The 24,435-nt window shown below is 69.6% G+C and carries 26 protein-coding genes; 14 read left to right on the top strand and 12 right to left on the bottom strand.

Annotated elements, in window-relative coordinates:
* The first annotated feature begins 31 nt into the window (after nucleotides 1–31).
* The 4 genes from ilvD to AC07U4_RS02320 are packed head-to-tail and all read left to right on the top strand — an operon-like array spanning nucleotide 32 to nucleotide 4,701.
* Nucleotides 32–1,750: a dihydroxy-acid dehydratase gene (gene ilvD, locus AC07U4_RS02305; protein WP_495194301.1), complete on the top strand. Its 1,719-nt coding sequence runs from the start codon at nucleotides 32–34 to the stop codon at nucleotides 1,748–1,750.
* Complete coding sequence (locus AC07U4_RS02310) at nucleotides 1,737–2,132, top strand: hypothetical protein (protein WP_495194302.1); 396 nt, start codon at nucleotides 1,737–1,739, stop codon at nucleotides 2,130–2,132. The genes ilvD and AC07U4_RS02310 overlap by 14 nt, the downstream gene beginning before the upstream one ends.
* On the top strand, nucleotides 2,129–3,517 hold the full coding sequence (locus tag AC07U4_RS02315; RefSeq protein ID WP_495194303.1) for an NAD(P)H-hydrate dehydratase: 1,389 nt from the start codon (nucleotides 2,129–2,131) through the stop codon (nucleotides 3,515–3,517). Before AC07U4_RS02310 ends, AC07U4_RS02315 begins: the two co-directional genes overlap by 4 nt.
* Nucleotides 3,514–4,701 carry a class I SAM-dependent RNA methyltransferase gene (locus AC07U4_RS02320; RefSeq protein ID WP_495194304.1) on the top strand — a complete coding sequence of 396 codons (1,188 nt, stop codon included), beginning with the start codon at nucleotides 3,514–3,516 and terminating at the stop codon, nucleotides 4,699–4,701. The genes AC07U4_RS02315 and AC07U4_RS02320 overlap by 4 nt, the downstream gene beginning before the upstream one ends.
* Nucleotides 4,702–5,025: 324 nt before the next feature.
* Here AC07U4_RS02320 and truA read toward each other — a convergent pair whose 3' ends face one another.
* A complete protein-coding gene (gene truA, locus AC07U4_RS02325) occupies nucleotides 5,026–5,763 on the bottom strand; it encodes a tRNA pseudouridine(38-40) synthase TruA (protein ID WP_495194305.1) in 738 nt (245 codons plus the stop codon).
* Nucleotides 5,760–6,671 carry a methionyl-tRNA formyltransferase gene (gene fmt / locus AC07U4_RS02330; protein ID WP_495194306.1) on the bottom strand — a complete coding sequence of 304 codons (912 nt, stop codon included), beginning with the start codon at nucleotides 6,669–6,671 and terminating at the stop codon, nucleotides 5,760–5,762. Before fmt ends, truA begins: the two co-directional genes overlap by 4 nt.
* Nucleotides 6,672–6,725: 54 nt before the next feature.
* On the opposite strand from fmt, the gene recR reads away from it, so the two are divergent.
* The 4 genes from recR to AC07U4_RS02350 all read left to right on the top strand — a co-directional run bounded on the left by recR (nucleotide 6,726) and on the right by AC07U4_RS02350 (nucleotide 9,762).
* Nucleotides 6,726–7,319: a recombination mediator RecR gene (recR, locus tag AC07U4_RS02335; protein WP_495194307.1), complete on the top strand. Its 594-nt coding sequence runs from the start codon at nucleotides 6,726–6,728 to the stop codon at nucleotides 7,317–7,319.
* A 72-nt stretch (nucleotides 7,320–7,391) separates the two neighbouring features.
* Nucleotides 7,392–7,910: a peptide deformylase gene (def, locus tag AC07U4_RS02340; RefSeq protein ID WP_495194308.1), complete on the top strand. Its 519-nt coding sequence runs from the start codon at nucleotides 7,392–7,394 to the stop codon at nucleotides 7,908–7,910.
* 158 nt (nucleotides 7,911–8,068) lie between these two features.
* Nucleotides 8,069–9,520 (top strand): DNA recombination protein RmuC, encoded by a 1,452-nt coding sequence (locus tag AC07U4_RS02345; RefSeq protein ID WP_038659266.1) that lies wholly within the window; start codon nucleotides 8,069–8,071, stop codon nucleotides 9,518–9,520.
* 11 nt (nucleotides 9,521–9,531) lie between these two features.
* Nucleotides 9,532–9,762, top strand: coding sequence for a hypothetical protein (locus AC07U4_RS02350; RefSeq protein WP_495194309.1), 231 nt, complete (start codon nucleotides 9,532–9,534; stop codon nucleotides 9,760–9,762).
* Between the two features lie 184 nt (nucleotides 9,763–9,946).
* Here the strand turns inward: AC07U4_RS02350 and AC07U4_RS02355 are convergent, their stop codons facing one another.
* The 7 genes from AC07U4_RS02355 to AC07U4_RS02385 all read right to left on the bottom strand — a co-directional run bounded on the left by AC07U4_RS02355 (nucleotide 9,947) and on the right by AC07U4_RS02385 (nucleotide 15,143).
* Complete coding sequence (locus AC07U4_RS02355; RefSeq protein WP_137897285.1) at nucleotides 9,947–10,744, bottom strand: TrmH family RNA methyltransferase; 798 nt, start codon at nucleotides 10,742–10,744, stop codon at nucleotides 9,947–9,949.
* Nucleotides 10,745–10,857: 113 nt separating this feature from the next.
* The gene (locus AC07U4_RS02360) at nucleotides 10,858–11,133 is read right to left on the bottom strand and encodes an HPr family phosphocarrier protein (RefSeq protein ID WP_495194310.1); all 276 of its coding nucleotides are present in this window, start codon (nucleotides 11,131–11,133) and stop codon (nucleotides 10,858–10,860) included.
* Nucleotides 11,130–11,537, bottom strand: a complete 408-nt coding sequence (locus tag AC07U4_RS02365) for a PTS sugar transporter subunit IIA (protein WP_038659276.1) — start codon at nucleotides 11,535–11,537, stop codon at nucleotides 11,130–11,132. Before AC07U4_RS02365 ends, AC07U4_RS02360 begins: the two co-directional genes overlap by 4 nt.
* Nucleotides 11,538–11,551: 14 nt before the next feature.
* The gene (gene rapZ / locus AC07U4_RS02370) at nucleotides 11,552–12,460 is read right to left on the bottom strand and encodes an RNase adapter RapZ (protein ID WP_038659278.1); all 909 of its coding nucleotides are present in this window, start codon (nucleotides 12,458–12,460) and stop codon (nucleotides 11,552–11,554) included.
* Between the two features lie 10 nt (nucleotides 12,461–12,470).
* A complete protein-coding gene (locus AC07U4_RS02375; protein WP_495180239.1) occupies nucleotides 12,471–12,899 on the bottom strand; it encodes an HPr kinase/phosphorylase in 429 nt (142 codons plus the stop codon).
* Entirely contained in the window at nucleotides 12,896–14,467 is a 1,572-nt protein-coding gene (locus AC07U4_RS02380; protein ID WP_495194311.1) for a sensor histidine kinase, read from the bottom strand. The genes AC07U4_RS02375 and AC07U4_RS02380 overlap by 4 nt, the downstream gene beginning before the upstream one ends.
* The gene (locus AC07U4_RS02385) at nucleotides 14,436–15,143 is read right to left on the bottom strand and encodes a response regulator transcription factor (protein WP_137897290.1); all 708 of its coding nucleotides are present in this window, start codon (nucleotides 15,141–15,143) and stop codon (nucleotides 14,436–14,438) included. The genes AC07U4_RS02380 and AC07U4_RS02385 overlap by 32 nt, the downstream gene beginning before the upstream one ends.
* Nucleotides 15,144–15,391: 248 nt before the next feature.
* On the opposite strand from AC07U4_RS02385, the gene AC07U4_RS02390 reads away from it, so the two are divergent.
* The 3 genes from AC07U4_RS02390 (at nucleotide 15,392) to AC07U4_RS02400 (ending at nucleotide 18,946) form a co-directional block, all read left to right on the top strand.
* Nucleotides 15,392–17,005 (top strand): phosphoenolpyruvate carboxykinase, encoded by a 1,614-nt coding sequence (locus tag AC07U4_RS02390; RefSeq protein WP_495194312.1) that lies wholly within the window; start codon nucleotides 15,392–15,394, stop codon nucleotides 17,003–17,005.
* A gap of 86 nt (nucleotides 17,006–17,091) precedes the next feature.
* Nucleotides 17,092–18,309 carry a BtaA family protein gene (locus tag AC07U4_RS02395; protein WP_495194313.1) on the top strand — a complete coding sequence of 406 codons (1,218 nt, stop codon included), beginning with the start codon at nucleotides 17,092–17,094 and terminating at the stop codon, nucleotides 18,307–18,309.
* A complete protein-coding gene (locus tag AC07U4_RS02400; protein ID WP_495194314.1) occupies nucleotides 18,302–18,946 on the top strand; it encodes a class I SAM-dependent methyltransferase in 645 nt (214 codons plus the stop codon). The genes AC07U4_RS02395 and AC07U4_RS02400 overlap by 8 nt, the downstream gene beginning before the upstream one ends.
* Nucleotides 18,947–18,967: 21 nt before the next feature.
* On the opposite strand, the gene AC07U4_RS02405 is transcribed toward AC07U4_RS02400, so the two are convergent.
* The 3 genes from AC07U4_RS02405 to AC07U4_RS02415 are packed head-to-tail and all read right to left on the bottom strand — an operon-like array spanning nucleotide 18,968 to nucleotide 20,900.
* The gene (locus tag AC07U4_RS02405) at nucleotides 18,968–19,408 is read right to left on the bottom strand and encodes an acyl-CoA thioesterase (RefSeq protein WP_038666315.1); all 441 of its coding nucleotides are present in this window, start codon (nucleotides 19,406–19,408) and stop codon (nucleotides 18,968–18,970) included.
* A 59-nt stretch (nucleotides 19,409–19,467) separates the two neighbouring features.
* Nucleotides 19,468–19,920 carry an NfeD family protein gene (locus AC07U4_RS02410; RefSeq protein WP_038659292.1) on the bottom strand — a complete coding sequence of 151 codons (453 nt, stop codon included), beginning with the start codon at nucleotides 19,918–19,920 and terminating at the stop codon, nucleotides 19,468–19,470.
* Entirely contained in the window at nucleotides 19,917–20,900 is a 984-nt protein-coding gene (locus AC07U4_RS02415; RefSeq protein ID WP_038659294.1) for an SPFH domain-containing protein, read from the bottom strand. Before AC07U4_RS02415 ends, AC07U4_RS02410 begins: the two co-directional genes overlap by 4 nt.
* Nucleotides 20,901–20,974: 74 nt before the next feature.
* On the opposite strand from AC07U4_RS02415, the gene AC07U4_RS02420 reads away from it, so the two are divergent.
* The 3 genes from AC07U4_RS02420 to AC07U4_RS02430 all read left to right on the top strand — a co-directional run bounded on the left by AC07U4_RS02420 (nucleotide 20,975) and on the right by AC07U4_RS02430 (nucleotide 24,405).
* A complete protein-coding gene (locus AC07U4_RS02420; protein ID WP_495194315.1) occupies nucleotides 20,975–21,712 on the top strand; it encodes an ATP-grasp domain-containing protein in 738 nt (245 codons plus the stop codon).
* 62 nt (nucleotides 21,713–21,774) lie between these two features.
* Nucleotides 21,775–23,232 (top strand): IMP dehydrogenase, encoded by a 1,458-nt coding sequence (gene guaB / locus AC07U4_RS02425; RefSeq protein WP_038659300.1) that lies wholly within the window; start codon nucleotides 21,775–21,777, stop codon nucleotides 23,230–23,232.
* On the top strand, nucleotides 23,233–24,405 hold the full coding sequence (locus tag AC07U4_RS02430; protein ID WP_495194316.1) for an RsmB/NOP family class I SAM-dependent RNA methyltransferase: 1,173 nt from the start codon (nucleotides 23,233–23,235) through the stop codon (nucleotides 24,403–24,405). It abuts the gene before it with no gap.
* The last annotated feature ends 30 nt before the right edge of the window (nucleotides 24,406–24,435 follow it).

The following is a 24,435-nucleotide window of genomic DNA, read 5'->3' on the forward strand; positions in this document are numbered from 1 at the left end:
GAAGGGGCCTCCCGCGACATAGGGCGTCGCCATGACCCAGTTTGACAAGTCCCGCCTGCCGAGCCGTCACGTCTCCGTCGGCCCCGAACGCGCCCCGCATCGCAGTTATTATTATGCCATGGGCATCGGCGAGGAGGATATCGCCAAGCCCTTCGTCGCGCTCGCCAGCGCCGGCAACAATTCGGCGCCGTGCAACACCACGCTCGACGGTCAGGCCGATGCCGCGCAGGCCGGCGTGATCCAGGGCGGCGGCATGCCGCGCCGCTTCAACACGATCACCGTCACCGACGGTATCGCGATGGGCCATCAGGGGATGAAGGCGTCGCTGGTCAGCCGCGAGGTGATCGCCGATTCGGTCGAGCTGTCGGTGCGCGGCCATTGTTACGACGCGCTGGTCGGCTTCGCCGGCTGCGACAAGTCGCTGCCCGGCATGATGATGGCGATGCTGCGCCTCAACATCCCGTCGATCTTCGTCTACGGCGGCTCGATCCTGCCCGGCCGCTTCCACGATCGCGACGTCACCGTCGTCGACGTGTTCGAGGTGGTCGGCAAATATGCCGCCGGCGCCTGTCCGCTGTCGGAAGTCCACGAGCTCGAAAAGGTCGCCTGTCCCGGTCACGGCGCCTGCGGTGGCCAGTTCACCGCCAACACCATGGCCTGCGTCGGCGAGGCGATCGGCCTCAGCCTGCCCAACAGCAACATGGTCCCGGCGCCCTATTCGACGCGCGAGCAGATCGCCGTCGCCGCCGGCGCGCAGGTGATGGAGCTGGTCGCGAAGCAACTCCGCCCGCGCGACATCTGCACGCGCGAGGCGTTCATCAACGCGGCCCGCGTCGTCGCCGCCACCGGCGGCTCGACCAACGCCGCGCTGCATCTGCCGGCGATGGCGAGCGAGGCGGGCATCGACTTCGACCTGTTCGACGTCGCCGAGGCATTCAAGTCGACGCCGTATATCGCCGACCTCAAGCCCGGCGGGCGGTATGTCGCGAAGGACATGTACGAGGCGGGCGGCGTCTACATGCTGATGAAGACGATGCTCGCCGGCGGCCTGCTCGACGGCAATTGCATGACCGTCACCGGGCGTACGCTGGGCGAGAACATCGATCAGGTGACGTGGAACCCCAACCAGAAGGTCATCTACGACGTCGCCACGCCATTGAGCCCGACCGGCGGTGTCGTCGGCCTGCGCGGCAGCCTTGCCCCCGATGGCGCGATCGTCAAGGTCGCCGGCATGCACCGCCTCCAGTTCGAGGGGCCGGCGCGCGTCTTCGATTGCGAGGAGGATTGCTTCGCCGCGGTCGAGGCGCGCAGCATCAACGAGGGCGAGGTGCTCATCATCCGCTACGAGGGGCCGAAGGGCGGCCCCGGCATGCGCGAGATGCTGTCGACCACCGCCGCGCTCTACGGCCTCGGCATGGGCGAGAAGGTCGCGCTCATCACCGATGGCCGCTTCTCGGGCGCGACGCGCGGCTTCTGCATCGGCCATGTCGGTCCCGAAGCCGCCGAGGGTGGCCCGATCGCGCTGGTCCAGGATGGCGACACGATTCGCATCGACGCCGAGGCCGGCACGATCGACCTGATCGTCGACGACGCCACGATGGCCGCACGCCGCGCCGCATGGCAGCCGCGGGTGAACGATTACGGTTCGGGCGCATTGTGGCGCTATGCCCAGAACGTCGGTCCTGCCTGGCAGGGCGCTGTCACCCATCCCGGCGCCAAGGCCGAAACGCACGTCTATGCGGATATCTGATCGCGCCGCGGCGGGGGCGGCGCTGCTGCTCCTCGCCGCGTGCAGCGATCCACGTACCGACGGCAACACGCTGGCGCAGGTCGAATCGGCGCAGGCCGAGGCGGCAGAGGACGACGGCAACATCCTCTGCGCCCGCGGCGGCGCGGCGCTGAAGCGCGATTGCACCGTCGAGCAGACGCAGAGCGGGCGCGGCCTGATCCTCACCGTGCGTCATGCGGATGGCGGCTTTCACCGTTTGCTGGTGACGCGCGACGGCCGCGGCGTGGTCGCGGCGGACGGTGCCGAACCAGCGAAGGTCACGATCCCCGAGCCGGGTGTGATCGACGTCGCGCTTGGCACCGATCGCTTTCGTCTCCCCGCGACGATCAAGCCCGCCCTATGATCGCGATCGACGGCCAGCCGATCCTCACCGCCGCGCAGATGCGCGCCGCGGAAGATGCCGCGGTCGCCGCCGGCACGTCGGTCACGGCGCTGATGCAGCGGGCGGGGGAGGGCATCGCCGCCGCCGCGCGGCGCCTCGCCGCCGGCGCGGACGTTCTCGTCGTCTGCGGCCCCGGCAACAATGGCGGCGACGGCTATGTCGCCGCGACGAGGCTCGCCCGCCTCGGCCACCCGGTCCGCGTCGCCGCCGGCGTCCCGCCGAAGACCGACGCCGCCATCGCCGCGCGCGCCGGCTGGACCGGCCCGATCGAGCCGCTCGCCGACGCCGCACCCGCGCCGCTCCTGATCGATTGCCTGTTCGGCACCGGCGTGACGCGTCCGCTCGCACCCGAGATCGACGCGGCGCTCGCTCGCCTGTCGCGCGCCGCGCGCCTCGTCATCGCCGCCGATTTGCCCAGCGGCACCGATGGCGACACCGCCCGAGCCCCCGATTGGGCCACGGACCACCCCGTCACGCTGACGCTCGCGCTCGGCGCGCTCAAACCGGCACACGTCCTCCACCCCGCTGCGGCCGCCTGTGGCACCGTCCGCCTGATCGACCTTGCTATCGACCGCCCCGATACGGTCGCCGTTGCCGGCCGGCCGATGCTGCCGCAACCCGGCCCCGCCTCGCACAAATATACCCGCGGCATGGTCGCGATCGTCACGGGGGCGATGGAAGGCGCCGCTCGCCTCGCCGCCGTTGCCGCGCTGCGCAGCGGTGCGGGCTATGTCGCTCTCTACGGCGGCAGCGGGCAGGGTGGTCCCGATGCGATCGTCCACCGCCCCTACGGCCGCGACGCGCTGGCGGACGACCGCATCGGCGCGATCCTGATCGGTCCCGGTCTCGGCCGTGACGACGAGGCACGCGCGCGGCTCGCCGCGCTGGTCGCCGCCGACACGCACCGGCTCGTCATCGACGGCGACGCGCTTCACTTGCTCGACCCCGACGCGTTGCACGATCGTCGCAATCCGGTCGTCCTCACCCCCCACGCCGGCGAGTTCCGCGCGCTGTTCGGCACCCCCGACGGCGCGCTGATCGATCAGGCGCGCAGCGCCGCGGCCCGCGCCGCCGCCATCGTCGTGCTCAAAGGCCCCACGACGATCGTCGCCGACGCCACCTGCGCGCGCGTCCACCCCGCCGGCAATCCATGGCTCTCGACCGCCGGCACCGGCGACGTCCTCGCCGGCACGATCGCCGCGCAGCTCGCGCAACCCCACGCCGATCCGCTCGCCGCCGCCGATGCCGGCGTCTGGCTCCACGCCCGCGCCGCGCGGATCGCAGGGCAAAGCTTCATCGCCGACGACTTGGCAAATGCGCTCACCCCCGCCAGAGCCGGCGCATGACCTCCACCGATACGATCCTGCGTGTCGCGGCGCGCGGCGACGGCGTCACCGCCGATGGCCGCCACGCCGCCTTCGCCGCGCCCGGCGACCTGCTGAACGACGACGGCACGCTGACCCACGGCCCGCACCATCAGGCGCCGCCCTGCCGCCACTTCCCCGACTGCGGCGGCTGCCAGCTCCAGCATCTCGACGACGACGCTTATGCCGCCTTCGTCACCGACCGCGTCGCCAGCGCGCTCGACGGGCAGGAACTGACCGCCACGCTGCGCCCGCCGCTGGTCTCGCCGCCCAACACCCGCCGCCGCGCGACGCTGCATGCGGAGGGGAAGGGCGGCCGCGTCACGCTCGGCTTCACCGCCGAGAAGAGCCATGCGATCGTCGACATGCGCGAATGCCATATCCTCGCGCCCGCCTTGTTCGCGGTCGTCGCCCCGTTGCGCACCCTGCTCCAGAAGCTCGGCTTCAAGCGGCGCGGCGACGTCCACCTGACCCTGTCCGACCAGGGGCCGGACGTTATGGTCACCAACCTCACCGCCGACGGCCTCGCCGCCGCCGAGGCGATCACCAGCTTCTGCGAACGCCACGCCATCGCGCGCTTCACGCTTGACAGCGGCATCGGCGCCGAGACCCGCTGGGAGCCGCAACCGGTGACGATCACGCTCGGCGGCCATCCGGTGCCGCTGCCCCCCGCCGCATTCCTGCAGGCGACGCAGGAGGGCGAGGACGCGCTCGTCGCCGCGATGCGCGAGGCGACCAAGGGCGCCGCGACGATCGCCGACCTGTTCGCCGGCCTCGGCACCTTCACGCTCGCATTGCCGGCACGCGTCTACGCGGCGGAGGGCGCGCGCGACGCGCTCTTCTCGCTCAAGGCGGCGGCGGGCAGGGGCCAGCTTCCCGTCTTCACCGAGCACCGTGATCTCTACCGCCGCCCGCTGACGGTGGCCGAGCTCGACCGGTTCGACGCGATCGTCATCGATCCGCCGCGCGCCGGCGCCCGCGAGCAGGTCGAGGCGCTCGCCGCCTGTCAGGCGAAGGTGATCGGCTACGTCTCGTGCAACCCGTCGAGCTTCGCCCGCGATGCGAAATTGCTCATCGACGGCGGCTGGCGGATCGACTGGGTCCAGCCCGTCGGCCAGTTCCGCTGGTCCACCCACGTCGAACTCACGGCCCGCTTCGTGCGGTGATTTCACGCGAAGACGCGAAGACGCAAAGAGGTTCCGCCAAGGGGCGACCGAAGCGACCGGAAGACAATGCGCCGCATGGGGAACGCGCCCCAGCTATCCCGATCGCAACACCTTCGCGTCTTCGCGTCTTCGCGCGAAACCATCATCGGCCTGAAAAGAAGAATGGTTCACGCGGAGGCGCGGAGGCGCGGAGATGTTGCGCCCGCGGCCAGATCAACGATCGTCGCCAGCTCCCGCTCGCGGCAGCCACAAACGCCAACGTCTCCCGATCGCGCAACTTGCGCCAAGGGCGGGATCTCCGCGCCTCCGCGCCTCCGCGTGAACTCAATATACCGCTGACACGAAGAATAGCCCGTCCGGCGGCGCGTTGAGCCCCAGACGCGCCCGGTCCCGCGCCTCCAAAGCAACCCGCACGTCGTCCACCGACCAGCGCCCCATACCGACCAGCGCCAGACACCCGACCATCGAGCGCACCTGATGGTGAAGGAACGACCGCGCCGCCGCGCGTATCGAGATCCGTTCACCCGCCCGCGTCACCGACAGCCGATCGAGCGTCCGCACCGGGCTGTCTGCCTGACAATGCGCCGAGCGGAATGTGGTGAAGTCGTGCCGCCCGACCAGCACCGCCGCGGCCGCCGCCATCGCGTCGGCATCGAGCAGCTGCGGCACCTGCCACGCCAGCCCCGCCTCCCAGGTCAGCGGGCTGCGCCGGTTGACGATGCGATAGTCATACGCCCGCCCCAGACACGAAAACCGCGCATGCCAGTCGTCCGCCACCACGACGCAATCGAGCACCGCCACCGGCGCCGGCCGCACCCGCGCATTGAGCGCCTCCATCAACCGGAACGGCGCGAAATCCTTGGCGATGTCGACATGCGCGCGCATCCCCAGCCCGTGCACCCCGGCATCGGTCCGCCCCGCCGCATGCACTGCGGTCCGCTCGCCGGTCACCGCGAACACCGCCTCCTCAAGTGCTTGCTGCACGCTCGGTCCGTGCTTCTGCCGCTGCCAGCCCATGAACGGCCGGCCGTCATATTCCACCGTCAGCGCGAACCGCGTCAAAGCTGCATACCCGATCGCACCGGAAAGCCGCGCAGCAACTCGGCGGTGCTGGTCACGCCGCGCCCGGCGCGCTGCACCAGCGTCGGCCGGATCGCGCCGTCGCCGCAGGCGATCGTCAGCGCATCGTCCACCGTCGTCCCCTCGCCGCCAGGGAAGCTGAACGGCAGCACGTCCGCGGCGAGCACCTTGACCCGCTCGCCCGCGATCTCGAACCACGCCCCCGGCGCCGGGTGCATCGCGCGCACCAGCCGCTCGACCTCGACCGCGCTGCGCGTGAAGTCGATCCGCGCCTCCGCCTTGTCGATCTTGCTGGCATAAGTGACGCCCGCCTCGGGCTGCGCCACCGGCGGATGCGCGTCCAGATCGCCGAGCACCGCGACCATCAGCCGCGCGCCCAATGCCGCCAGCTCGGCGGTCAGCTCGCCCGCGGTCTTGCGATCGACCGCCACGCGCCCTTCCAGCCGCACCGGCCCGGTATCGAGCCCCGCCTCCATCTGCATGATGCCGACCCCGGTCTCGGCATCGCCGGCGAGGATCGCGCGCTGCACCGGCGCCGCCCCGCGCCAGCGCGGCAGCAGCGAGCCATGCACGTTGAGACACCCCAACCGCGGCGCCGCCAGCACCGGCTTCGGCAGGATCAGCCCGTACGCCGCCACCACCGCGACATCCGCGTCCAGCGCCGCGAACGCCGCCTGCTCCTCCGCGCCCTTCAGGCTGACCGGATGCCGCACCGCAATCCCGAGCGCCTCGGCGCGCTGGTGCACCGGCGAGGCGACCGTCTCGCGCCCGCGCCGCCCGCCGGGGCGTGGCGGCTGGCTATAGGCCGCGACGACGTCATGCCCGGCCGCGACCAGCGCCTCCAGCGTCGGTACGGCGAAGTCGGGGGTTCCCATGAAGATGATCCGCATGGCCTGCCTTCAACGCGCTGGCGGGCGGCGGCGCAACCCCCTATCTGTTCCGTCATGGCCTCTCCCGAAATCGAAGCCCTGACCCAGGCGCTCGCGCGCCTCCCCGGCCTTGGCCCGCGTTCGGCGCGCCGCGCGGTGCTGCATCTGCTCAAGAAGCGCGAGGCGGCGCTCGGTCCGCTGCGTGCCGCGCTCGAGGCGGTCGACGAACGGCTCGAGACCTGTGCCACCTGCGGCAACGTCGACACCGCCAACCCCTGCGCGATCTGCGCCGACTCGCGCCGCGACCAGCGCTCGCTCTGCGTGGTGGAGGAAGTGGCGGACCTGTGGGCGCTCGAGCGCTCGCGGCTGTTCCCCGGTCGCTTCCACGTCCTCGGCGGCCGGCTGTCGGCGCTCGAAGGCATCCGCCCGGAGGATCTCGCGATCGACGCGCTGGTCACGCGCATCGAGGCGGGCGGCATCGACGAGGTCGTCCTCGCGATGAACGCGACGCTGGAGGGCCAGACCACCGCGCATTACCTCGCCGACCGCATCGAACGCTTCCCGGTACGCGTGACCCAGCTCGCGCACGGCCTGCCGGTCGGCGGCGAACTGGATTATCTCGACGAAGGCACGCTCGCGCAGGCGCTGCGCGCGCGGCGTCCGGTCTGAATTCCTCCCCGTGCCGGGGGACGATTACGCTCGAACTTGACGCCAAACCCCTCGCCACCTAGCTGACCGGGCATGGCAGTCCTCCCCATCGTCGAAGTCCCCGATCCGCGCCTGCGCCTGATCTCCAAGCCCGTCGAGCAGGTCACCGACGAGACGCGCGCCTTCGTCCGGGACATGATCGACACGATGTATGACGCCAACGGCATCGGCCTCGCCGCAATTCAGGTCGGTATCGACAGCCGCATCCTCGTCATCGACCTGCAGGACGAGAAGGACGAGGAAGACAAGCCGATCAAGGCGCCCCACGCCTATATCAACCCCGAAATCCTCTCGGTCAGCGAAGAGACGAGCAGCTACAACGAAGGCTGCCTGTCGATCCCCGAACAATATGCCGACGTCGCCCGCCCGGCGAGCTGCCGCGTCCGCTGGCTCGACGAACAGGGCGAGCGCCACGAGGAAGAGCTCACCGGCCTGCTCTCGACCTGCATGCAGCATGAGGTCGATCATCTCAACGGCGTGCTCTTCATCGACCATATCAGCCGCCTGAAGCGCGACATGGTCATGAAGAAGCTGGCGAAGATGCGCCGCTAAGGCATTTGCCAAGTCCCCCTCCCTGAAGGAAGGGGCCGCGCCTTGGTAGCCTCTCGCATCCCGTCTGCCGTATTTAGGGACTGTCCTCCCCCCGACGTTCGATCTATGTTCCTCGCCACGACAAGACTGCCGGCGCGGTTTGCCGGCCGCCAAAGGGAATGAACGTGGACCTGACGATCGTCATCATCGCCATCCTCGCGCTGGCCGCTGGCCTGCTCGTCGGCGCGCTGCTCGCCAACCGCAAGGCCGGCAGCCTCGCGGCCGATCTCGCCGTGGCGCAGAGCAAGGCCGCCGACGCCGAATTGGTCGCCCGCGCCCGCGACGCCGTCGAGCGCGAGCGCAACGAGGCGATGCGCGACCTCGCCGCGCTGCGCGCCCAGTCGGAGGACCGCGCGGCTACCCTCGACGCGCTGCGCGACGAACTCGCGACGATCCGCGCCGATCGCGACGCCGCCCGCACCGCGCTCGCCAGCACCGGCGCGCAGGTCGAGGCGTTCGAAGCGCGCCTGCTCGACATGCGCGACGCCAAGGAGCAGATGGCGGCGCAGTTCAACGACCTCGCCAACAAGGCGCTGACCGACGCGCAGAAGGCGTTCCTCGACCGCGCCGAAGCGCGCTTCCGCCAGTCGGAGGAACTCGCCGGCACCAACCTCAAATCCTTGCTCCAGCCGGTCAACGACCGCCTTGCCCGTTACGAGGAGGGCGTCGCCAAGGTCGAGGCCGAGCGGCGCGACGCCTTCGGCGATCTCAAGGGCCAGATCGAACAGATGCGGCTCGGTCAGGAACGCGTCTCGGGTGAGGCGGCCAAATTGGTCAACGCGCTGCGCAACGCCCCCAAGGCGCGCGGTCGCTGGGGCGAGCAGCAGCTCCGCAACGTGCTCGAAACCTGCGGCCTCGCCGAACATACCGATTTCGCGATGGAGGTCAGCGTCGCCGACGGGGAAGGGGGCCGCCTGCGCCCCGATGCGATCGTCCGCGTCCCCGGCGGCAAGTCGCTGATCATCGACGCCAAGGTCTCGCTCAACGCCTATCAGGACGCTTTCGGCGCGGTCGACGAGAGCGAGCGCCATATCGGACTCACCGCGCATGCCGCCTCGATGCGCGCGCATATCAACGGCCTGTCGGCAAAGGCCTATTGGTCGCAGTTCGACGATACGCCCGAATATGTCGTGATGTTCGTTCCCGGCGAGCATTTCCTGTCCGCCGCGCTGGAGCATGATGCCGGTCTGTGGGACTATGCGTTCGACAAAAGGGTGCTGCTCGCCACGCCGACCAACCTGATCGCGATCGCGCGCACGGTGGCGGCGGTCTGGCGGCAGGAGAAACTTGCGACCGAAGCCCGTGCCATCGGCGCGCTCGGCAAGGAACTCTACGACCGGCTCGCAAAGGCCGGCGAGGATCTCCGCAAGGTCGGCGGGGGCCTCACCACCGCGGTCAACAATTACAACAATTTCGTCTCGAGCTTCGAAAGCCGCGCATTGGTGTCGGCGCGCAAGTTCCGCGATCTCAATATCGAGCCCGGTGCGCGTGAGATCGGCGTCGCGGAACCCGTCGAGGCCCTGGCGCGCTACGGCGAGGAAGCGCTGCGCCTGCCGGATGCGGCGGAATAGAGGAGCGGGCGATGAAGGGCATGCATCATGGCGACGTCATCATGGATCACGAGGGCAGGCTGTCCGGCATGGTGGCGGGCGACGTGATCGTTCGCTCTGGCTGCGATGTCCGGATCAGCGGCATGGTCGCGGGAGACGTCTATGTCGAGGCCGGCGCCCGGGCGCGGATCAGCGGCATGGTGTCCGGCCGCATTATCGACCGCGGCGGCGCGATTCGGGTCAGCGGCATGGTCGGAGGCTAGGCCGATCGGCAAGGCGTTGATGCGGCGGCCGAACCCGGCGCTGCTGTCCTACAGGGGACCGTGGTGGTACCCGAATGGCTCTTTTTGATCGTCGCAGATATCGGAATGATAGGGCTCTCGATCGTTTCGATTAAGGCGTCCAACTCGTCCATGTTCGCTGCCCGGCAAGACGCGAGGATGAGCCCTAGCCGAGCTGCGCCAGCACCTCATAGGCCATCACCGCCGTCGCCACCGCGGCATTGAGGCTGTCCGCCTTGCCCAGCATCGGGATCTTGACCAGCAGGTCGCACGCCGCGGCATAGTCGGCCGGCATCCCCTGCGCCTCGTTGCCGGTCAGCAGGAAGGTCGGTGCCGCGTAGCGCGCCGCGCGATAATCATGCTCGGTGTCGAGGCTCAGCCCGACGAGTTGCCCCGGCCCCTCGCGCAGCCAGCCAAGGAACGGCGCCCACTCGCTTCGCACGACGGGAATGGTGAACAGCGCCCCCATACTGGCGCGTACCGCCTCGACCGAAAAGGGATCGACGCATTCGCCGATGAGGATCAGCCCGCCGGCGCCGACCGCATCGGCGGTGCGCAGGATCGTGCCGAGATTGCCGGGATCGCGCAGCCGCTCGGCGACCAGCCAGATCTTGGCCGTGGTTCGATCGAGATCGGCGAGCGTCCGGTCGAACTCGTCGAACACGCCGACCACCGCCTGCGGATTGTCCTTGCCCGACAATTTGGACAGGATGTCGGGCGTCGTCTGGATCGACTCGCCGCCCGCCATCTCGACGTCGATCGACAGCGCATGGACCAGCGGATGATCGGCATTCCCCGCGGCATAGAACAGGATGCGCGGCAGCCGCCCGGTCTCGCGCGCCTCGGTAAGGATACGCAGCCCCTCGGCCATGAACTGGCGCGCGCCGCGGCGATGGCGCTTGTCGCGCAGCTCGCGGGCATATTTGACGAGCGGGTTGGAAAAGGCGGTGATTTCACGGGGCATGGCGCGTCGGCCTTCGCGCTAGCCGAAGGCTGGCGCAAGGCGAAAACGACGCGCCCGGCCGGCGCGGCATCGGCCGCGTCCGACGACGCGGCTTTGCCGCGGCGCCACCGCCGTCAATCTTCGCCGAACTTCGCCTCGACCAGCTCGCACAGCGCGCCGACCGCCGCCTCGGCGCCGTCGCCGCTCGCGCTGATCGTGATCGAATCGCCCTTGGCGGCGCCGAGCATCATCAGCCCCATGATCGACGTGCCGGTCACCGCGCCGTCGTCCTTGCGCACCCTGACCTCGACCGGCTGGGTCGAGGCGAGCGTGACGAACTTGGCGCTCGCCCGCGCGTGGAGCCCGCGCTTGTTGTTGATGAGGACGGTGCGGGCGATCTCGTCGCTCACGCCGCCGCCTCGCCGAGCACTTCGGAGGCGACCGAGATATATTTGCGCCCCGCCTCGCGCGCCGCAGCGACCGCCTCGACGACCTTCATCGACTTGCGCGCCGAGCCGAGCCGGATCAGCATCGGCAGGTTCATCCCCGCGATCACCTCGACCCGGCCGCGCTCCATCAGCGAGATGGCGAGATTGGACGGCGTGCCGCCGAACAGGTCGGTCAGCACGATCACGCCGCGCCCCGAATCGACCGCGCCGATCGCGGTGGCGATATCGGCGCGCCGCTCCTCCATATCGTCGTCGGGACCGATCGAGATCGTCGCGATGCGATCCTGCGGGCCGACGACATGGATCATCGCGGTCACGAATTCTTCCGCAAGCCGCCCGTGCGTCACCAGAACGAGGCCAATCATCTCAGATACGTTACTCATTTGCTGGCCGGCGGCCCCTCGAGCGAGTCCTGCGGTGCGGCCCCGAGGTCGCGATGCGTAATGGTGGGCGAAAAACCCGCTTTGCGCAACCGGTCAGCGAGACGCTCGGTGACATGGACCGATCTGTGTCTCCCTCCGGTACAGCCGATCGCGACGCTGACATAGGATTTGCCCTCGGCGCGATAGCGCGGCAGCAGCAATTCGAGCAGGCCGCCGATCTGTTCCATCGCCGCCGGATAGGCGGGGTCCGCCGCGACATAAGCGGCGACGTCGGCATCGAGGCCGGTGCCGGGTCGCAGCACCGGGTCCCAATGCGGATTGCGCAGGAACCGCATGTCGAAGACGAGGTCGGCGTTGCGCGGCAGCCCGCGCGCGAAGCCGAACGACTGGATCGACAGCACCGGCGCGTCGCGCCCGTGGCCGGCGAAGGTCGTGCGCACCTGCTGCGCCAGCGCATTGGCGGTGAGATCGGTGGTGTCGATCAACCGGTTGGCCCAGTCGCGCAGCGGGCGCAGCAATTCGCGCTCGCGGGCGATGCCGTCGCCCGCCGGCCGGTCGGGGGCGAGCGGGTGGCGCCGCCGCGTCTCCGAATAGCGCCGCTCCAGCTCGGCGCCCGAACAGTCGAGGAACAGCATGCCGATATCGAGGCCATGATCGTCGCGCAGCGAGCGGATGCGCTCGACGATCCGCGTCGGGTCGAAATCGCGGGTGCGCGCGCCGATGCCGATCGCCAGCGGCTGGCTGTCGTCCGCCGCCCCCGCGGCGAGCGGCGCGTCGAGCAGCCGGTCGAGCAGCACCAGCGGCAGATTGTCGACCACCTCCCAGCCGAGATCCTCGAGCGTCTTGAGCACCGTCGACTTGCCCGCGCCGGACAGGCCGGTGACGAGCAATATGTCCTTGGTCATAGCAGGAACCTCATTCCGGTGTCGCCTCGGGCTGACGCAATGCCCATTCGATCTTGAGCGGCGTCGCGGCGTGAAACGCGTCGAGCCCGATCTCGCGCACGTCGAGTCCCGCCAGCCGGCGCCGCTGCCGCTCTGGCATGCGGACGGGCGCGCCGTCGAGCCGGACGATCAGCGCGACCGGCACGTCGTCGACCGAGGCCATGCGGACGATGCCGATCCCGCGCACCTCGATCTGGCCGCGGATCGTCGCCGGCGCGCTGGCCAGCAGCGTCGCACCGTCGCGCACCAGCAATGTCTGGTCGTCGCTGACCAGTATCGCGCCCCGATCGATCAGCCGCAATGCGAGGTCGGACTTGCCTGCCCCCGGCGGCCCTTCGAGCAGCACCGCGCGGCCGTGGATCGCGACGCAGGTCGCGTGGCGGCGTTCGCGCGCGATCATTCGGCAACGAGCGGCAGGCGGACGACGAAGCGCGCACCGCCCAACCGGTCCTCGCGCGATTCGACCGCGATGCTGCCCTGATGCGCCTCGACGATCGTCCGCGCGATCGCGAGGCCGAGGCCGGAATGCTGGCCGAACGCTTCCGATTCGGGGCGGATCGACTGGAACCGGCGGAAGATCGCCTCGCGCGCTTCCTCGGGCACGCCCGGCCCCTCGTCCTCGACGCGGACGACGAGATCGTCGCCCTCGCGCGCCACCGCGATCGCGATCAGCGCACCGTCGGGCGAGAAGGAGAGGGCGTTGTCGATCAGATTGTCGAACACGCGTTCGAGCCGCGCGCCCTCGCCGAGCGTCACCAGCGGCGCCCCGGCATGATCGAAGCGCAGCCGCACGCCGCGCTCCACCTCGCGGGCGAGCCGCTGGTCGACCAATGCGCGGATCATCGCCGCGATATCGATCGCCTCGAACTTGGCGCGGCTGAGCTGCGCATCGAGCCGCGACGCCTCGGAGATGTCGGTGATCAGCCGGTCGAGCCGATGGACGTCGTCGCGGACGATCGACAGCAGCCGCGCGCGCAAGTCGGGGTCCCTGACCGCGTCGAGCCCCTCGACCGCCGACCGCAGCGAGGCGAGCGGGTTCTTCATCTCGTGCGTCACGTCGGCGGCGAACGCCTCGGTCGCATCGATCCGCGCCCGCAACGCGAGGCTCATGTCGGAGAGCGCGCGCGCCAGACTGCCGATCTCGTCGCGCCGCGAGGGCAAACGGGGGACGACGACCTCGCGCGCCCGGCCGAGGCGCACCCGCACCGCCGCCCGCGCCAGCCGGCGCAGCGGCCGCACGATCGTCCGCGCGAGGAACAGCGACAGCGCGACCGAGACGATCGTCACCAGCAGCAGTACGAGGCTCAATCGGAAGCGCTCGATCCGCACCGTCTGGGTGATGTCGCGCGCGTTGATCGTCGTCATCACCACCCCGCCGCTCGGCAAAGGCGCCGCGGCGGTGATCACCGGCGTCCGGTCGGGCGCCCGCCATACGCTCGCCGAACTCAGCCCGGTACGCGCGCGCCGCACGTCGGGCCATTGCCGCCCGTCGCTCCGCTCGCGGTAGAGCGGCGCGCGCGCCGCGCCGACGATGATGTCGATCCCGGCGTCGAGCCAGCGCGCCACCACCTGGTCCCAGGCCTGTTTGTCGGGATCGAGCAGCACCGCGTTGCGCGATCCCAGCGCGCGGCTGTCGACGATCGTCCGCCCCGTCGCGTCGAACACCCTGAGCCGCGCGCTGGTGTCACGGGCCAGCCGCAGCAGCAGGTCGTCGCGCTGGTCGGGGGCGACCATCGCCAGTGCCTCGCCGATCAGCCGCGCCTCGCGCGCCGCCTGCGCGACGCGGCTGTCGACGATCCGGCTGCGATACGAATCGAGGTAGAAGAAGCCGCCGGCGAGCAGCAGCAGCGCGATGATGTTGACCGCGAGGATGCGGCGGGTAAGCGAGATCTGCCCCGACCAGCGCAGCGCGAGATCGCCGCCCTCCGGTCGCGGCTCACTCGTCGGAGAATCGGTATCCGGCGCCATACAGGGTCTCGATCGCGTCGAAGGTGGGATCGACGCCGCGGAACTTGCGGCGCAGGCGCTTGATATGGCTGTCGATGGTGCGGTCGTCGACGTAGATGTCGTCCTGATAGGCGGCGTCCATCAGCTGGTTGCGCGTCTTGACGATGCCCGGCCGCTGCGCGAGCGTTTCGAGGATCAGGAATTCGGTGACGGTCAGCGTCACCGGCTCGCCGCCCCAGGTGGTGCGATGCCGCGCCGGGTCCATCGACAGCCGCCCGCGCACCAGCGGTTCGCTGCCGGTCGCTGCCGGATCCTCCGCCGTGGTGGCGGCGACCTCGGTCCGGCGCAGGATCGCGCGGATGCGGGCGATCAGCAGCCGCTGGCTGAACGGCTTGGCGATATAATCGTCCGCACCCATGGCCAGGCCGAGCGCCTCGTCGAGCTCGTCGTCCTTGCTGGTCAGGAAGATCACCGGGATCTGGCTCTTCTCGCGCAGCCGACGCAGCAGCTCGAGTCCGTCCATCCGCGGCATCTTGATGTCGAAGATGGCGAGATCGGGCGGATTGTCGGTGAGCGCCTTGAGCGCGGTCTCGCCGTCCGAATAGACGCGGGTCAGGAACCCCTCGGTCTGCAGGGCGATCGAGACCGAGGTCAGGATATTGCGGTCGTCGTCGACCAGCGCGATCGTCGCCGTCATACGTGGGGGACCCTCGGCATCATCGGCCTGCGGTAGGGCAAAGCGGCGCGAGGCTCAACCGGGCGATAGTCTCCCCTGTGTAGTGGCCCACAAACGCCGGAAAGGCCATCATTCCGTCCCGTAACGACCCACCGTCCGTCGCGCGGCGATTTGACGCTACGTCGCGGCTGGCTTATGCGCAGGCCGATCACCGGCGTGCGTGCAGACCCTCCCCAGGATGCGCGCGCCGGGCCGAACGCATTGGGAGGATGTACGTGAACGAGCGCATTCCGCACGCAGGTCTCGCGAGCCAGTCTATCGAAACGAGAGCCGATCTCCACTGGAACCTGGTCACCGCGCGGCTGGTCGAGGCCGCGGTCGCCCGCGGCGAGGGCAAGCTCAGCGCCGACGGGCCCTTGGTGGTCGAAACCGGCGCGCACACCGGCCGCTCGGCGCAGGACAAGTTCATCGTCCGCGACGCCGAGACCGAGGACAGCGTCTGGTGGGGCAAGTCCAACAAGGGCATGGACCCGGCGCATTTCGCCGCGCTCAAGGCCGATTTCCTCGCCGCGCTGCGCGACAAGGAGCATCTGTTCGTCCAAGATCTCTACGGCGGTTCGCAGCCCGAGAACCGGGTCCGCGTCCGCGTCGTCAACGAGCTTGCCTGGCACAACCTCTTCATCCGCACGATGCTGGTCAGGCCGGAGGAGCATGAGCTGCAGGGCTTCGTCCCCGAATATACGATCATCGACCTGCCGAGCTTCCGCGCCGATCCCGCCCGCCACGGCACGCGCAGCGAGACGGTGATCGCGGTCAATTTCACCGAGAAGCTGATCCTGATCGGCGGCACCCGCTACGCCGGCGAGATGAAGAAGTCGGTGTTCGGCCTGCTCAACTATCTGCTGCCGAAGAGCGGCGTGATGCCGATGCATTGCTCGGCCAACATGGGCGCGGACGGCTCGACCGCGGTGTTCTTCGGCCTGTCGGGCACCGGCAAGACGACGCTCAGCGCCGATGCCAGCCGCACGCTGATCGGCGACGACGAGCACGGCTGGTCCGACACGGCGGTGTTCAATTTCGAGGGCGGCTGCTACGCCAAGATGATCCGCCTGTCGCCCGACGCCGAACCGGAGATTTTCGCGACCACCAAGCGCTTCGGCACGGTGCTCGAGAATGTCGTGATGGACCCGGTCACCCGCCAACTCGACCTCGACGACAACAGCCTCGCCGAGAACAGCCGCGGCGCCTATCCGATCGACTTCATCCCCAATGCCTCGCGCGACAATATGGGCGGGGTGCCCAAGAACATCGTGATGCTGACCGCGGACGCCTATGGCGTGCTGCCGCCGATCGCCAAGCTGACCCCCGATCAGGCGATGTACCATTTCCTGTCGGGTTATACCGCGCGCGTCGCCGGCACCGAGATCGGCGTCACCGAACCCGACGCCACCTTCTCGACGTGTTTCGGCGCGCCGTTCATGCCGCGGCATCCCTCGGTCTACGGCAATCTGCTCAAGGAGCGGATCGCCGAGGGCGGGGTGGATTGCTGGCTGGTCAACACCGGCTGGACCGGCGGCAAATATGGCGTCGGTCATCGTATGCCGATCAAGGCGACGCGCGCGCTGCTCAACGCCGCGCTCGACGGCAGCCTCAAGCACGGCGAGTTCCGCACCGATCCCAATTTCGGCTTCCAGGTGCCGGTCGCGGTGCCGGGCGTCGACGGGGCGATCCTCGACCCGCGCAGCACCTGGGCGGATACCGCCGCCTATGACGCCACCGCCGCGAAGCTCGTCGACCTGTTCGTCGAGAATTTCGCGCAATTCGACGACCATGTCGATGCCGGCGTGCGCCGATCGGCACCGCAGGTGACCGAAGCGGCGTGATGCTGTCACGATAGCATCGCGCAACCGACCATGCGCCGTCACATTGGCGGCGCATGGGCCCGCCCCAGGACAATCAGGGGCGGACGATGAGCGGAACGCAAAAGGCAGTGGCAGCCGCGATGCAGCGGCACGGCCATCTTTCCAGACAGGGCCTGCTCGAACGCGCCTTCACCTGGGCGTTCCGCGGCCTCGTCTATGCACAGATCTGGGAAGATCCGGTGGTCGACATGGCGGCGCTGGCGATCACGCCCGACAGCCATGTCGTCACCATCGCCTCGGGCGGCTGCAACATGCTGTCCTATCTGACCGCCGACCCCAAGGCGATCGACGCGGTCGACCTCAACACCGCGCATATCGCGCTCGGCACGCTCAAGCTCGCCGCGGCGCGCCATCTGCCCGATCATGCGAGCTTCCACCGCTTCTTCGGGCACGCCGCCAGCCGCGACAATCTCGCGGCGTACGAACGGCATGTGCGCCCGCATATCGACGAGCCGACGCGTCGCTATTGGGAAGGGCGCGATCTCAGCGGCCGGCGCCGGATCGCCGGTTTCGCCAGCGGCGTCCACAAGCGCGGGCTGCTCGGCCGCTTCATCGGTGCGGCGCATCTGCTCGCCAGGCTCAACGGCGTCGATCCGCGGCTGCTGCTCGAAGCCGAGACGATCGAGGAGCAGCGCGCCATCTTCGAACGCGATTTCGCGCCGGTGTTCGACCGCGGCTTCGTCAAATGGCTGACCGACCAGCCCGCCTCGCTGTTCGGCCTCGGCATCCCGCCCGCGCAGTTCGAGGCGCTCGCCGGCGACGGGCGGATGGCGGCGGTGCTGCGCCAGCGGCTGGAAAAGCTCGCCTGCGGCTTCGACCTGCGCGACAATTATTTCGCCTGGCAGGCGTTCGGCCGACGTTACGGCGAGGGACCGGCCGCGCCGCTGCCGCCCTATCTACAGGCGGAGCATTATGACGCGATCGTCGCCCGCGTCGGCCGCGTCGATCTCCGCCACGCCAATATGACCAAACATCTCGCCGGCCTGCCCGCCGCATCGCGCGACCGCTATATCCTGCTCGACGCGCAGGACTGGATGACCGACGAACAGCTCGGCGAGCTATGGGCGCAGATCACCCGCACCGCGCGGCCCGGTGCACGCATCCTGTTCCGCACCGCCGGCGAGGCCGACATCATCCCCGGTCGCGTTCCCGGCGCGATCGTCGCGCGCTGGCGCTATCAGGCGGAGGCGTCGCGTCGGTTCACCGCGCAGGACCGGTCGGCGATCTATGGCGGCGTCCATCTCTACGTACTCGCCGATGGTTGAGGGGGACCATGCCGGCCGGATGGATCGCATCTACGGCGGGCAGCGACATATCTACGATCTCACCCGCAAATATTATCTGTTCGGGCGGGACCGGCTGATCGACGGGCTCGACCTGCATGCGGGCGGTACGCTGCTGGAGATCGGCTGCGGCACGGGACGCAATCTGATCCGCGCGGCCCGCGCCTGGCCCGCCGCCCGGCTCTACGGCATCGACATCTCCGCCGCGATGCTGGCCACCGCACGCGCCAACGTCGCCGCCGCCGGCCTGTCGGACCGGATCGTGCTGGCGCAGGGCGATGCCGCCGGTTTCGATCCGCAGATGTTGTTCGGGCTGGCGCGGTTCGATCGCGTGATGTTCAGCTACACGCTGTCGATGATCCCGCCATGGCGGGAGGCGCTCGCGCAGGGCTTGGCGGTGACGCGCGATACGGGACGGCTGGTGGTGGTGGACTTCGGCACGCAGTCGGGCTGGCCGGCGATATGGCGCAAGCCGTTTCTGGCATGGCTCGCGCATTTCAACGTCACGCCGCGCGCCGAACTGGCAGGGGAGGTCGCGCGACTCGCCACGAGCCAGGGCCGCACATGCGATACCCGGATGCTCTGGCGGGACTATTCGCAGATGGCGTGGGTCGCGTAACCGACGCTGTCCCGACCCCGGTCAGCCGCGCTCGACCGGCCCCGTCGCCGGCAACGGCCCATCGCCCCGCTGGAAGAATTGCTCGACGATCTCACGCGCCAGCCGTGCCGGCCGCAACGTTTCCGCATCCAGGCAGCACCAGCTCGATTTGACCTCGGCGAGCACCTCTTCGCCGCGCCGGATCACCGTCTCGTAGAAGGCGCGCGCGCCCTGCACCTTTTCGAGCAGCACCGTCGCGATCACGTCGTCGCCGAGGAAGGTCGGCTTGCGGTAGGTGATCTCATGCTTCAGCGCGACCCACAGATGCGCGGTGACCGCTTCCGCCGGCGCGAGCTTCTGCCAGTGGCTGACCACGGCGTCCTGTACCCACTTCAGGTAGCTCGCGTTGTTGACGTGCCCCATGAAATCGATGTCGGCGGGATCGATGCCGATCGGGAAGCTGTGGGGGATGCTCTGGGTCACAGGCTCCATATAGCAGATCGCCGTGCCGCTTACACCCGGCAAGCGTGGTGCGCAGCGAATTAACCGCCCGCCGGCTCGACGATCGCGATCCCGTCGCGGATCGCGACGATCCGCACCCGTGCGCCCGCTTCCGCGACCACGCCGCGCGCCGGCCACGATCCATCGCCGACCACGACGCGGCCGCCCTCGGGACCGATCGCCACCTGCACCACCGCGGTGGTGCCGATCAGCCGCGCGACGCGGTCGTTGAGCTGCGGATCGCTGCTTGGCACCGGAAAATCCACGTACCAGCGCTTGCCGATCAGGACGGTGACGATGCTCCACAACGCGAAGGCGACGATCTGCGCCGCCACCGGCAGCCCGGGCAATACCAGCACCGCGACGCCGACCACCGCCGCGGCGATCGCGAGGAACACCGCGAAGACGCCGGGGATCACCAGCTCGGCGATCCCCAGCAACAGCGCCGCGATCAGCCACGCGCCGCCCGCTCCGCCGATCGTGTCCAGCGTCACGCCGGCGGCAGTTCGAACGGCCCGCGCTTCGCCCCGGGCCTGGCCGCCCCGGTGGCGGCGGTCGGGGCAGGGGCCTTGCCGAGCGCATCCTTGGCCAGCTCGCCGATCCCGCCGAGCGTCCCGATCAATTGCGTCGCCTCGACCGGGAACAGGATCGTCTTGGCATTGGGGCTGGTCGCGAATTTGCCGATCGCCTCGACGTATTTCTGCGCGATGAAATAGTTGATCGCCTGCGTCCCGCCGCGCTCGATCGCCTCGGACACCACCAGCGTCGCCTTCGCCTCCGCTTCCGCGGCACGCTCGCGCGCCTCCGAATCGCGGAAGGCGGATTCCTTGCGCCCTTCCGATTCGAGAATGCGCGCCTGCTTCTGCCCTTCGGCGCGCAGGATTTCTGACGCCCGCGTGCCCTCGGCTTCGAGGATGTTGGCGCGCTTCTCGCGCTCCGCCTTCATCTGCCGGCCCATGGCGGTGACGATATCGGCGGGCGGGCGGATGTCCTTGATCTCGACGCGGGTGATCTTGACCCCCCACGGCACCGTCGCATGGTCGACGACCGACAGCAGCCGCGCGTTGATCTCGTCGCGTTTCGACAGCGTCTCGTCGAGGTCCATCGATCCCATCACCGTGCGCAGGTTGGTGGTGGTGAGCTGGAGCAACGCGACATACAGGTCCGACACCTCATAGGCCGCCTTCGGCGCGTCGAGCACCTGGAAGAAGACCACGCCGTCGGTCGAGACGATCGCATTGTCCTTGGTGATGATCTCCTGACCCGGAATCTCGATCACCTGCTCCATCATGTTCACCTTGCGCCCCACCCGGTAGAAGAAGGCGGGGTAGAAGTTGAAGCCCGGGCTTGCGGTGGCGGTGTAGCGGCCGAAATGCTCGATCGTATATTGATAGCCCTGCCGGACGATCTTGATGCTGGTGAACAGATAGAACAGCACCAGGACCAGTGCGAATGCAGCAATCGTGATACCCATGAGCCCTCCCGCCGGCGCGAATCCCTGCGCCGTTGCACGATCCTAGCACAGCTCGACGTCCGACAAAGGTCACCATGCAGCGCATTCTTTTCGGCAACCATTCCACACAGATGCCCGCGATCGCCCGCCATATCGATCATCATCGGTACGAGGCGAGCTTCGCCCCCTTCGACGCGGTCGACCTGTCGCGCTTCGATCTCGTCGTGCCGTTGCGCGTCGAACAGATCGAGGGCGCGCGTGGCGGCCGCACGGTGCTCCCGACCGCCGACCTCGTCGCGCTGTGCGACGACAAACTGGCGCTCAACCTCTGGCTGATCGATCACGGTTTCGGCGACACCGTGCCCACGCTGCTTGGCGCGCGGCCGACCGGCTATCCCTATATCCGCAAGACCCGGCGCGGCGATTTCGGCTTCGGCTGCGCGATGATCCGCGGTCCCGGCGAGGATGACGGCAGCGATCATCCCGACGTCTTCCGCCAGCGCGCGGTCGCCGGTGCCGACGAATACGTCCTCCACCTGCTCCGCGTCGGCGGCGCGATCCGCTTCCAGGTCGCCTATCGCTACGACATGGGCCAGTCGCTCGGCGTCCGCGGCGCGGTCGATCGCCCGGCGAGCATCACCCCCGCCGATCCCGGCCCGGCGCTCGGCCCTTGCACCGCGATCCTCGAAGCGCTCGGCTATGAGGGCACCTGCTGCTTCAACTACAAATGGGAGGAGGGCGCCTTGCGCGTCCTCGAACTCAACCCGCGTTTCGGCGGCTCGCTGGTCGGCGTGGTGACGGAATACGTCACGGCGCATCTCGCCGCCCTCTAGCGCAGATGCTGCGCTGCGGTTACATGGCCCGCCACTTATCCCTCCCGCGAGGAAACGGCACCTTGGACATCCGGCTCGGCCTCACCTTCGACGACGTTCTGCTCGTACCCGGCGAGTCGGACATCCTGCCGAGCACCGCCGACACGCGCACGCAGCTGACGCGCGGCATCGCGCTCAACATCCCGATCCTGTCCTCGGCGATGGATACGGTGACCGAGGCGGACATGGCGATCGTCATGGCGCAATTGGGCGGCATCGGCGTGCTCCACCGCAACCTGTCGATCGAGGAACAGGTCGCCGCGGTGCGCCAGGTCAAGCGGTTCGAATCGGGCATGGTGGTCAATCCGATCACGATCGCGCCGACCGCGACGCTGGGCGAGGCGCAGGCGCTGATGGCGCACCACAAGATCAGCGGCATCCCCGTGGTCGAGCGCGACGGCAAGCTCGTCGGCATCCTCACCAACCGCGACGTCCGCTTCGCCGGCGATCCCAAACAGCCGGTCGCCGAGCTGATGACGCACGACAATCTCGCCACCGTCTCGACCGACGTCGGGCAGGAGGAGGCGCGCGTGCTGCTCCACCAGCGCCGCATCGAGAAACTGCTGGTGGTCGACGAGGCCTATCGCTGCGTCGGCCTCATCACCGTCAAGGACATCGAGAAGGCGGTGACCTATCCCACCGCGACCAAGGACGCCTCCGGCCGGCTGCGCGTCGCCTCTGCGACCACCGTCGGCGACAAGGGGTTCGAACGGACCGAGGCGCTGGTCGACGCCGAATGCGACCTGATCGTCATCGACACCGCGCACGGCCACAATCGCGACGTCGCGCGCGCCGTCGAGCGGGTGAAGAAGCTCTCCAACTCGGTGCAGGTCGTCGCCGGCAACGTCGCGACGGGCGAGGCGACGCGCGCGCTGATCGACGCCGGCGCCGACGGCATCAAGGTCGGCATCGGCCCGGGCTCGATCTGCACCACCCGCGTCGTCGCCGGCGTCGGCGTGCCGCAGCTCACCGCGGTGATGGATTGCGCCGAAGCCGCTGCCAAGCACGGCGTGCCGGTGATCGCCGACGGCGGCCTGCGCACCTCGGGCGACCTCGCCAAGGCGCTGGCGGCGGGCGCCTCGACGTGCATGGTCGGCTCGCTGCTCGCCGGCACCGAGGAGGCGCCGGGCGAGACGTTCCTGTATCAGGGCCGCGCCTATAAGAGCTATCGCGGCATGGGCTCGGTCGGCGCGATGGGCCGCGGCTCGGCCGACCGCTATTTCCAGGGCGACATCAAGGACCAGATGAAGCTGGTCCCCGAGGGGATCGAGGGGCAGGTCGCCTATAAGGGGCCGGCGCGCGACGTCATCCACCAGCTCGTCGGCGGCATCAAGGCGGCGATGGGCTATACCGGCTCGGCGACGATCCCCGATCTGCAGAAGCGCGCGCAATTCGTCCAGATCACTGGCGCGGGCCTCAAGGAAAGCCACGTCCATGACGTCACCATCACGCGGGAAGCCCCCAATTACCCGACCCGCTAAGTGACCCCCGCCGCCCGCACCCAGGCCGCGATCGAGTTGCTCGACGCGGTCATCGCCGCGGCGCGCGGCGGTGGCGCCGCCGCCGACACGCTCATCGCGCGCTATTTCGCCACCCGCCGCTACGCCGGGTCGAAGGACCGCCGCGCGGTGCGCGAGCTCGTCTATGCCGCGATCCGCCGCGCCGGCGAAGTGCCCGCCTCGGGCCGTGCCGCGCTGCTCGCGGTCGCCGCCGACGACGCGGTGATCGCCGCCACCTTCGACGGCTCGACGCACGGCCCCGCACCGATCGCCGCCGGCGAGGGCGCGGCCGCCGGCGGCGTCATGCCCGCCTGGCTCGCCGATGCGCTCGCCGCCTCGGGGATCGGCGCCGAGCAGCAGGCGGCGTTGATCGGTCGCGCCCCGCTCGACGTGCGCGTCAACCGCCTGCTCGCCGATCCGGCGACGCTCGCCGAACGGCTCGGCGGCACACCGATCCCCGGTCTGCCCGACGCGCTGCGGCTGCCCGCCGGCACCAATATCGACACGCTCGCCGGTCAGGCCGAGGTGCAGGACGCCGGCAGCCAGATCGTCAGCCTCGCCGCGCTGGCGCAGCCCGGCCAGCGGATCGTCGATCTCTGCGCCGGCGGCGGCGGCAAGACGCTCGCGCTCGCCGCGGCGATGCGCAACGAGGGGCAGATTCTCGCCGCCGATATCGACCGCGGCCGCCTGTCGCGCCTCGCGCCCCGCGCCGCCAGGGCCGGCGTGACCATCGTCGAGACGCGGCTGCTCGACCCCCGGCGGGAAGCCGAGGCGCTCGCCGACTGGCAGGACGCCGCCGATTGCGTGCTGATCGACGCGCCCTGCTCGGGCACGGGCACGTGGCGGCGCAATCCCGAGGCGCGCTGGCGGCTGACCCCAGACCGGCTCGCCGGTTTTGCCGCGCAGCAACGGCACGTCCTCGCCGTCGGCGCGGCGCTGGTCCGGCCCGGCGGCGCTCTGGTCTATATCACCTGTTCGCTGCTCGATGCCGAGGGCATGGATCAGGTCGACGCCTTCCTCGCCGATCATCCCGGCTGGACCGCCGCGCCGCTCGACCTGCCCGCCGGCACGCCGCGCGGATCGGGCTATCGGCTCGATCCGGCAAGCGACGACACCGACGGCTTTTTTGTCGCGCGGCTGACCCGCCCCTGCTAATCCGGCAGCCGTGCCCCCAGTGGAGACCTT

Source organism: Sphingomonas sp. GW821-FHT02B09 (genome assembly GCF_059421875.1).

What these genes read in the sequence shown, in the direction of transcription:
- ilvD (WP_495194301.1), top strand. Translation starts at nt 32, where the DNA reads ATGACCCAGTTTGACAAGTCCCGCCTGCCGAGCCGTCACGTCTCCGTC.
- AC07U4_RS02310 (WP_495194302.1), top strand. Translation starts at nt 1,737, where the DNA reads ATGCGGATATCTGATCGCGCCGCGGCGGGGGCGGCGCTGCTGCTCCTC.
- AC07U4_RS02315 (WP_495194303.1), top strand. Translation starts at nt 2,129, where the DNA reads ATGATCGCGATCGACGGCCAGCCGATCCTCACCGCCGCGCAGATGCGC.
- AC07U4_RS02320 (WP_495194304.1), top strand. Translation starts at nt 3,514, where the DNA reads ATGACCTCCACCGATACGATCCTGCGTGTCGCGGCGCGCGGCGACGGC.
- fmt (WP_495194306.1), bottom strand. Translation starts at nt 6,671, where the DNA reads ATGCGGATCATCTTCATGGGAACCCCCGACTTCGCCGTACCGACGCTG.
- recR (WP_495194307.1), top strand. Translation starts at nt 6,726, where the DNA reads ATGGCCTCTCCCGAAATCGAAGCCCTGACCCAGGCGCTCGCGCGCCTC.
- def (WP_495194308.1), top strand. Translation starts at nt 7,392, where the DNA reads ATGGCAGTCCTCCCCATCGTCGAAGTCCCCGATCCGCGCCTGCGCCTG.
- AC07U4_RS02345 (WP_038659266.1), top strand. Translation starts at nt 8,069, where the DNA reads ATGAACGTGGACCTGACGATCGTCATCATCGCCATCCTCGCGCTGGCC.
- AC07U4_RS02350 (WP_495194309.1), top strand. Translation starts at nt 9,532, where the DNA reads ATGAAGGGCATGCATCATGGCGACGTCATCATGGATCACGAGGGCAGG.
- AC07U4_RS02355 (WP_137897285.1), bottom strand. Translation starts at nt 10,744, where the DNA reads ATGCCCCGTGAAATCACCGCCTTTTCCAACCCGCTCGTCAAATATGCC.
- AC07U4_RS02365 (WP_038659276.1), bottom strand. Translation starts at nt 11,537, where the DNA reads ATGATTGGCCTCGTTCTGGTGACGCACGGGCGGCTTGCGGAAGAATTC.
- rapZ (WP_038659278.1), bottom strand. Translation starts at nt 12,460, where the DNA reads ATGACCAAGGACATATTGCTCGTCACCGGCCTGTCCGGCGCGGGCAAG.
- AC07U4_RS02375 (WP_495180239.1), bottom strand. Translation starts at nt 12,899, where the DNA reads ATGATCGCGCGCGAACGCCGCCACGCGACCTGCGTCGCGATCCACGGC.
- AC07U4_RS02380 (WP_495194311.1), bottom strand. Translation starts at nt 14,467, where the DNA reads ATGGCGCCGGATACCGATTCTCCGACGAGTGAGCCGCGACCGGAGGGC.
- AC07U4_RS02385 (WP_137897290.1), bottom strand. Translation starts at nt 15,143, where the DNA reads ATGACGGCGACGATCGCGCTGGTCGACGACGACCGCAATATCCTGACC.
- AC07U4_RS02390 (WP_495194312.1), top strand. Translation starts at nt 15,392, where the DNA reads ATGTACGTGAACGAGCGCATTCCGCACGCAGGTCTCGCGAGCCAGTCT.
- AC07U4_RS02395 (WP_495194313.1), top strand. Translation starts at nt 17,092, where the DNA reads ATGAGCGGAACGCAAAAGGCAGTGGCAGCCGCGATGCAGCGGCACGGC.
- AC07U4_RS02400 (WP_495194314.1), top strand. Translation starts at nt 18,302, where the DNA reads ATGGTTGAGGGGGACCATGCCGGCCGGATGGATCGCATCTACGGCGGG.
- AC07U4_RS02415 (WP_038659294.1), bottom strand. Translation starts at nt 20,900, where the DNA reads ATGGGTATCACGATTGCTGCATTCGCACTGGTCCTGGTGCTGTTCTAT.
- AC07U4_RS02420 (WP_495194315.1), top strand. Translation starts at nt 20,975, where the DNA reads ATGCAGCGCATTCTTTTCGGCAACCATTCCACACAGATGCCCGCGATC.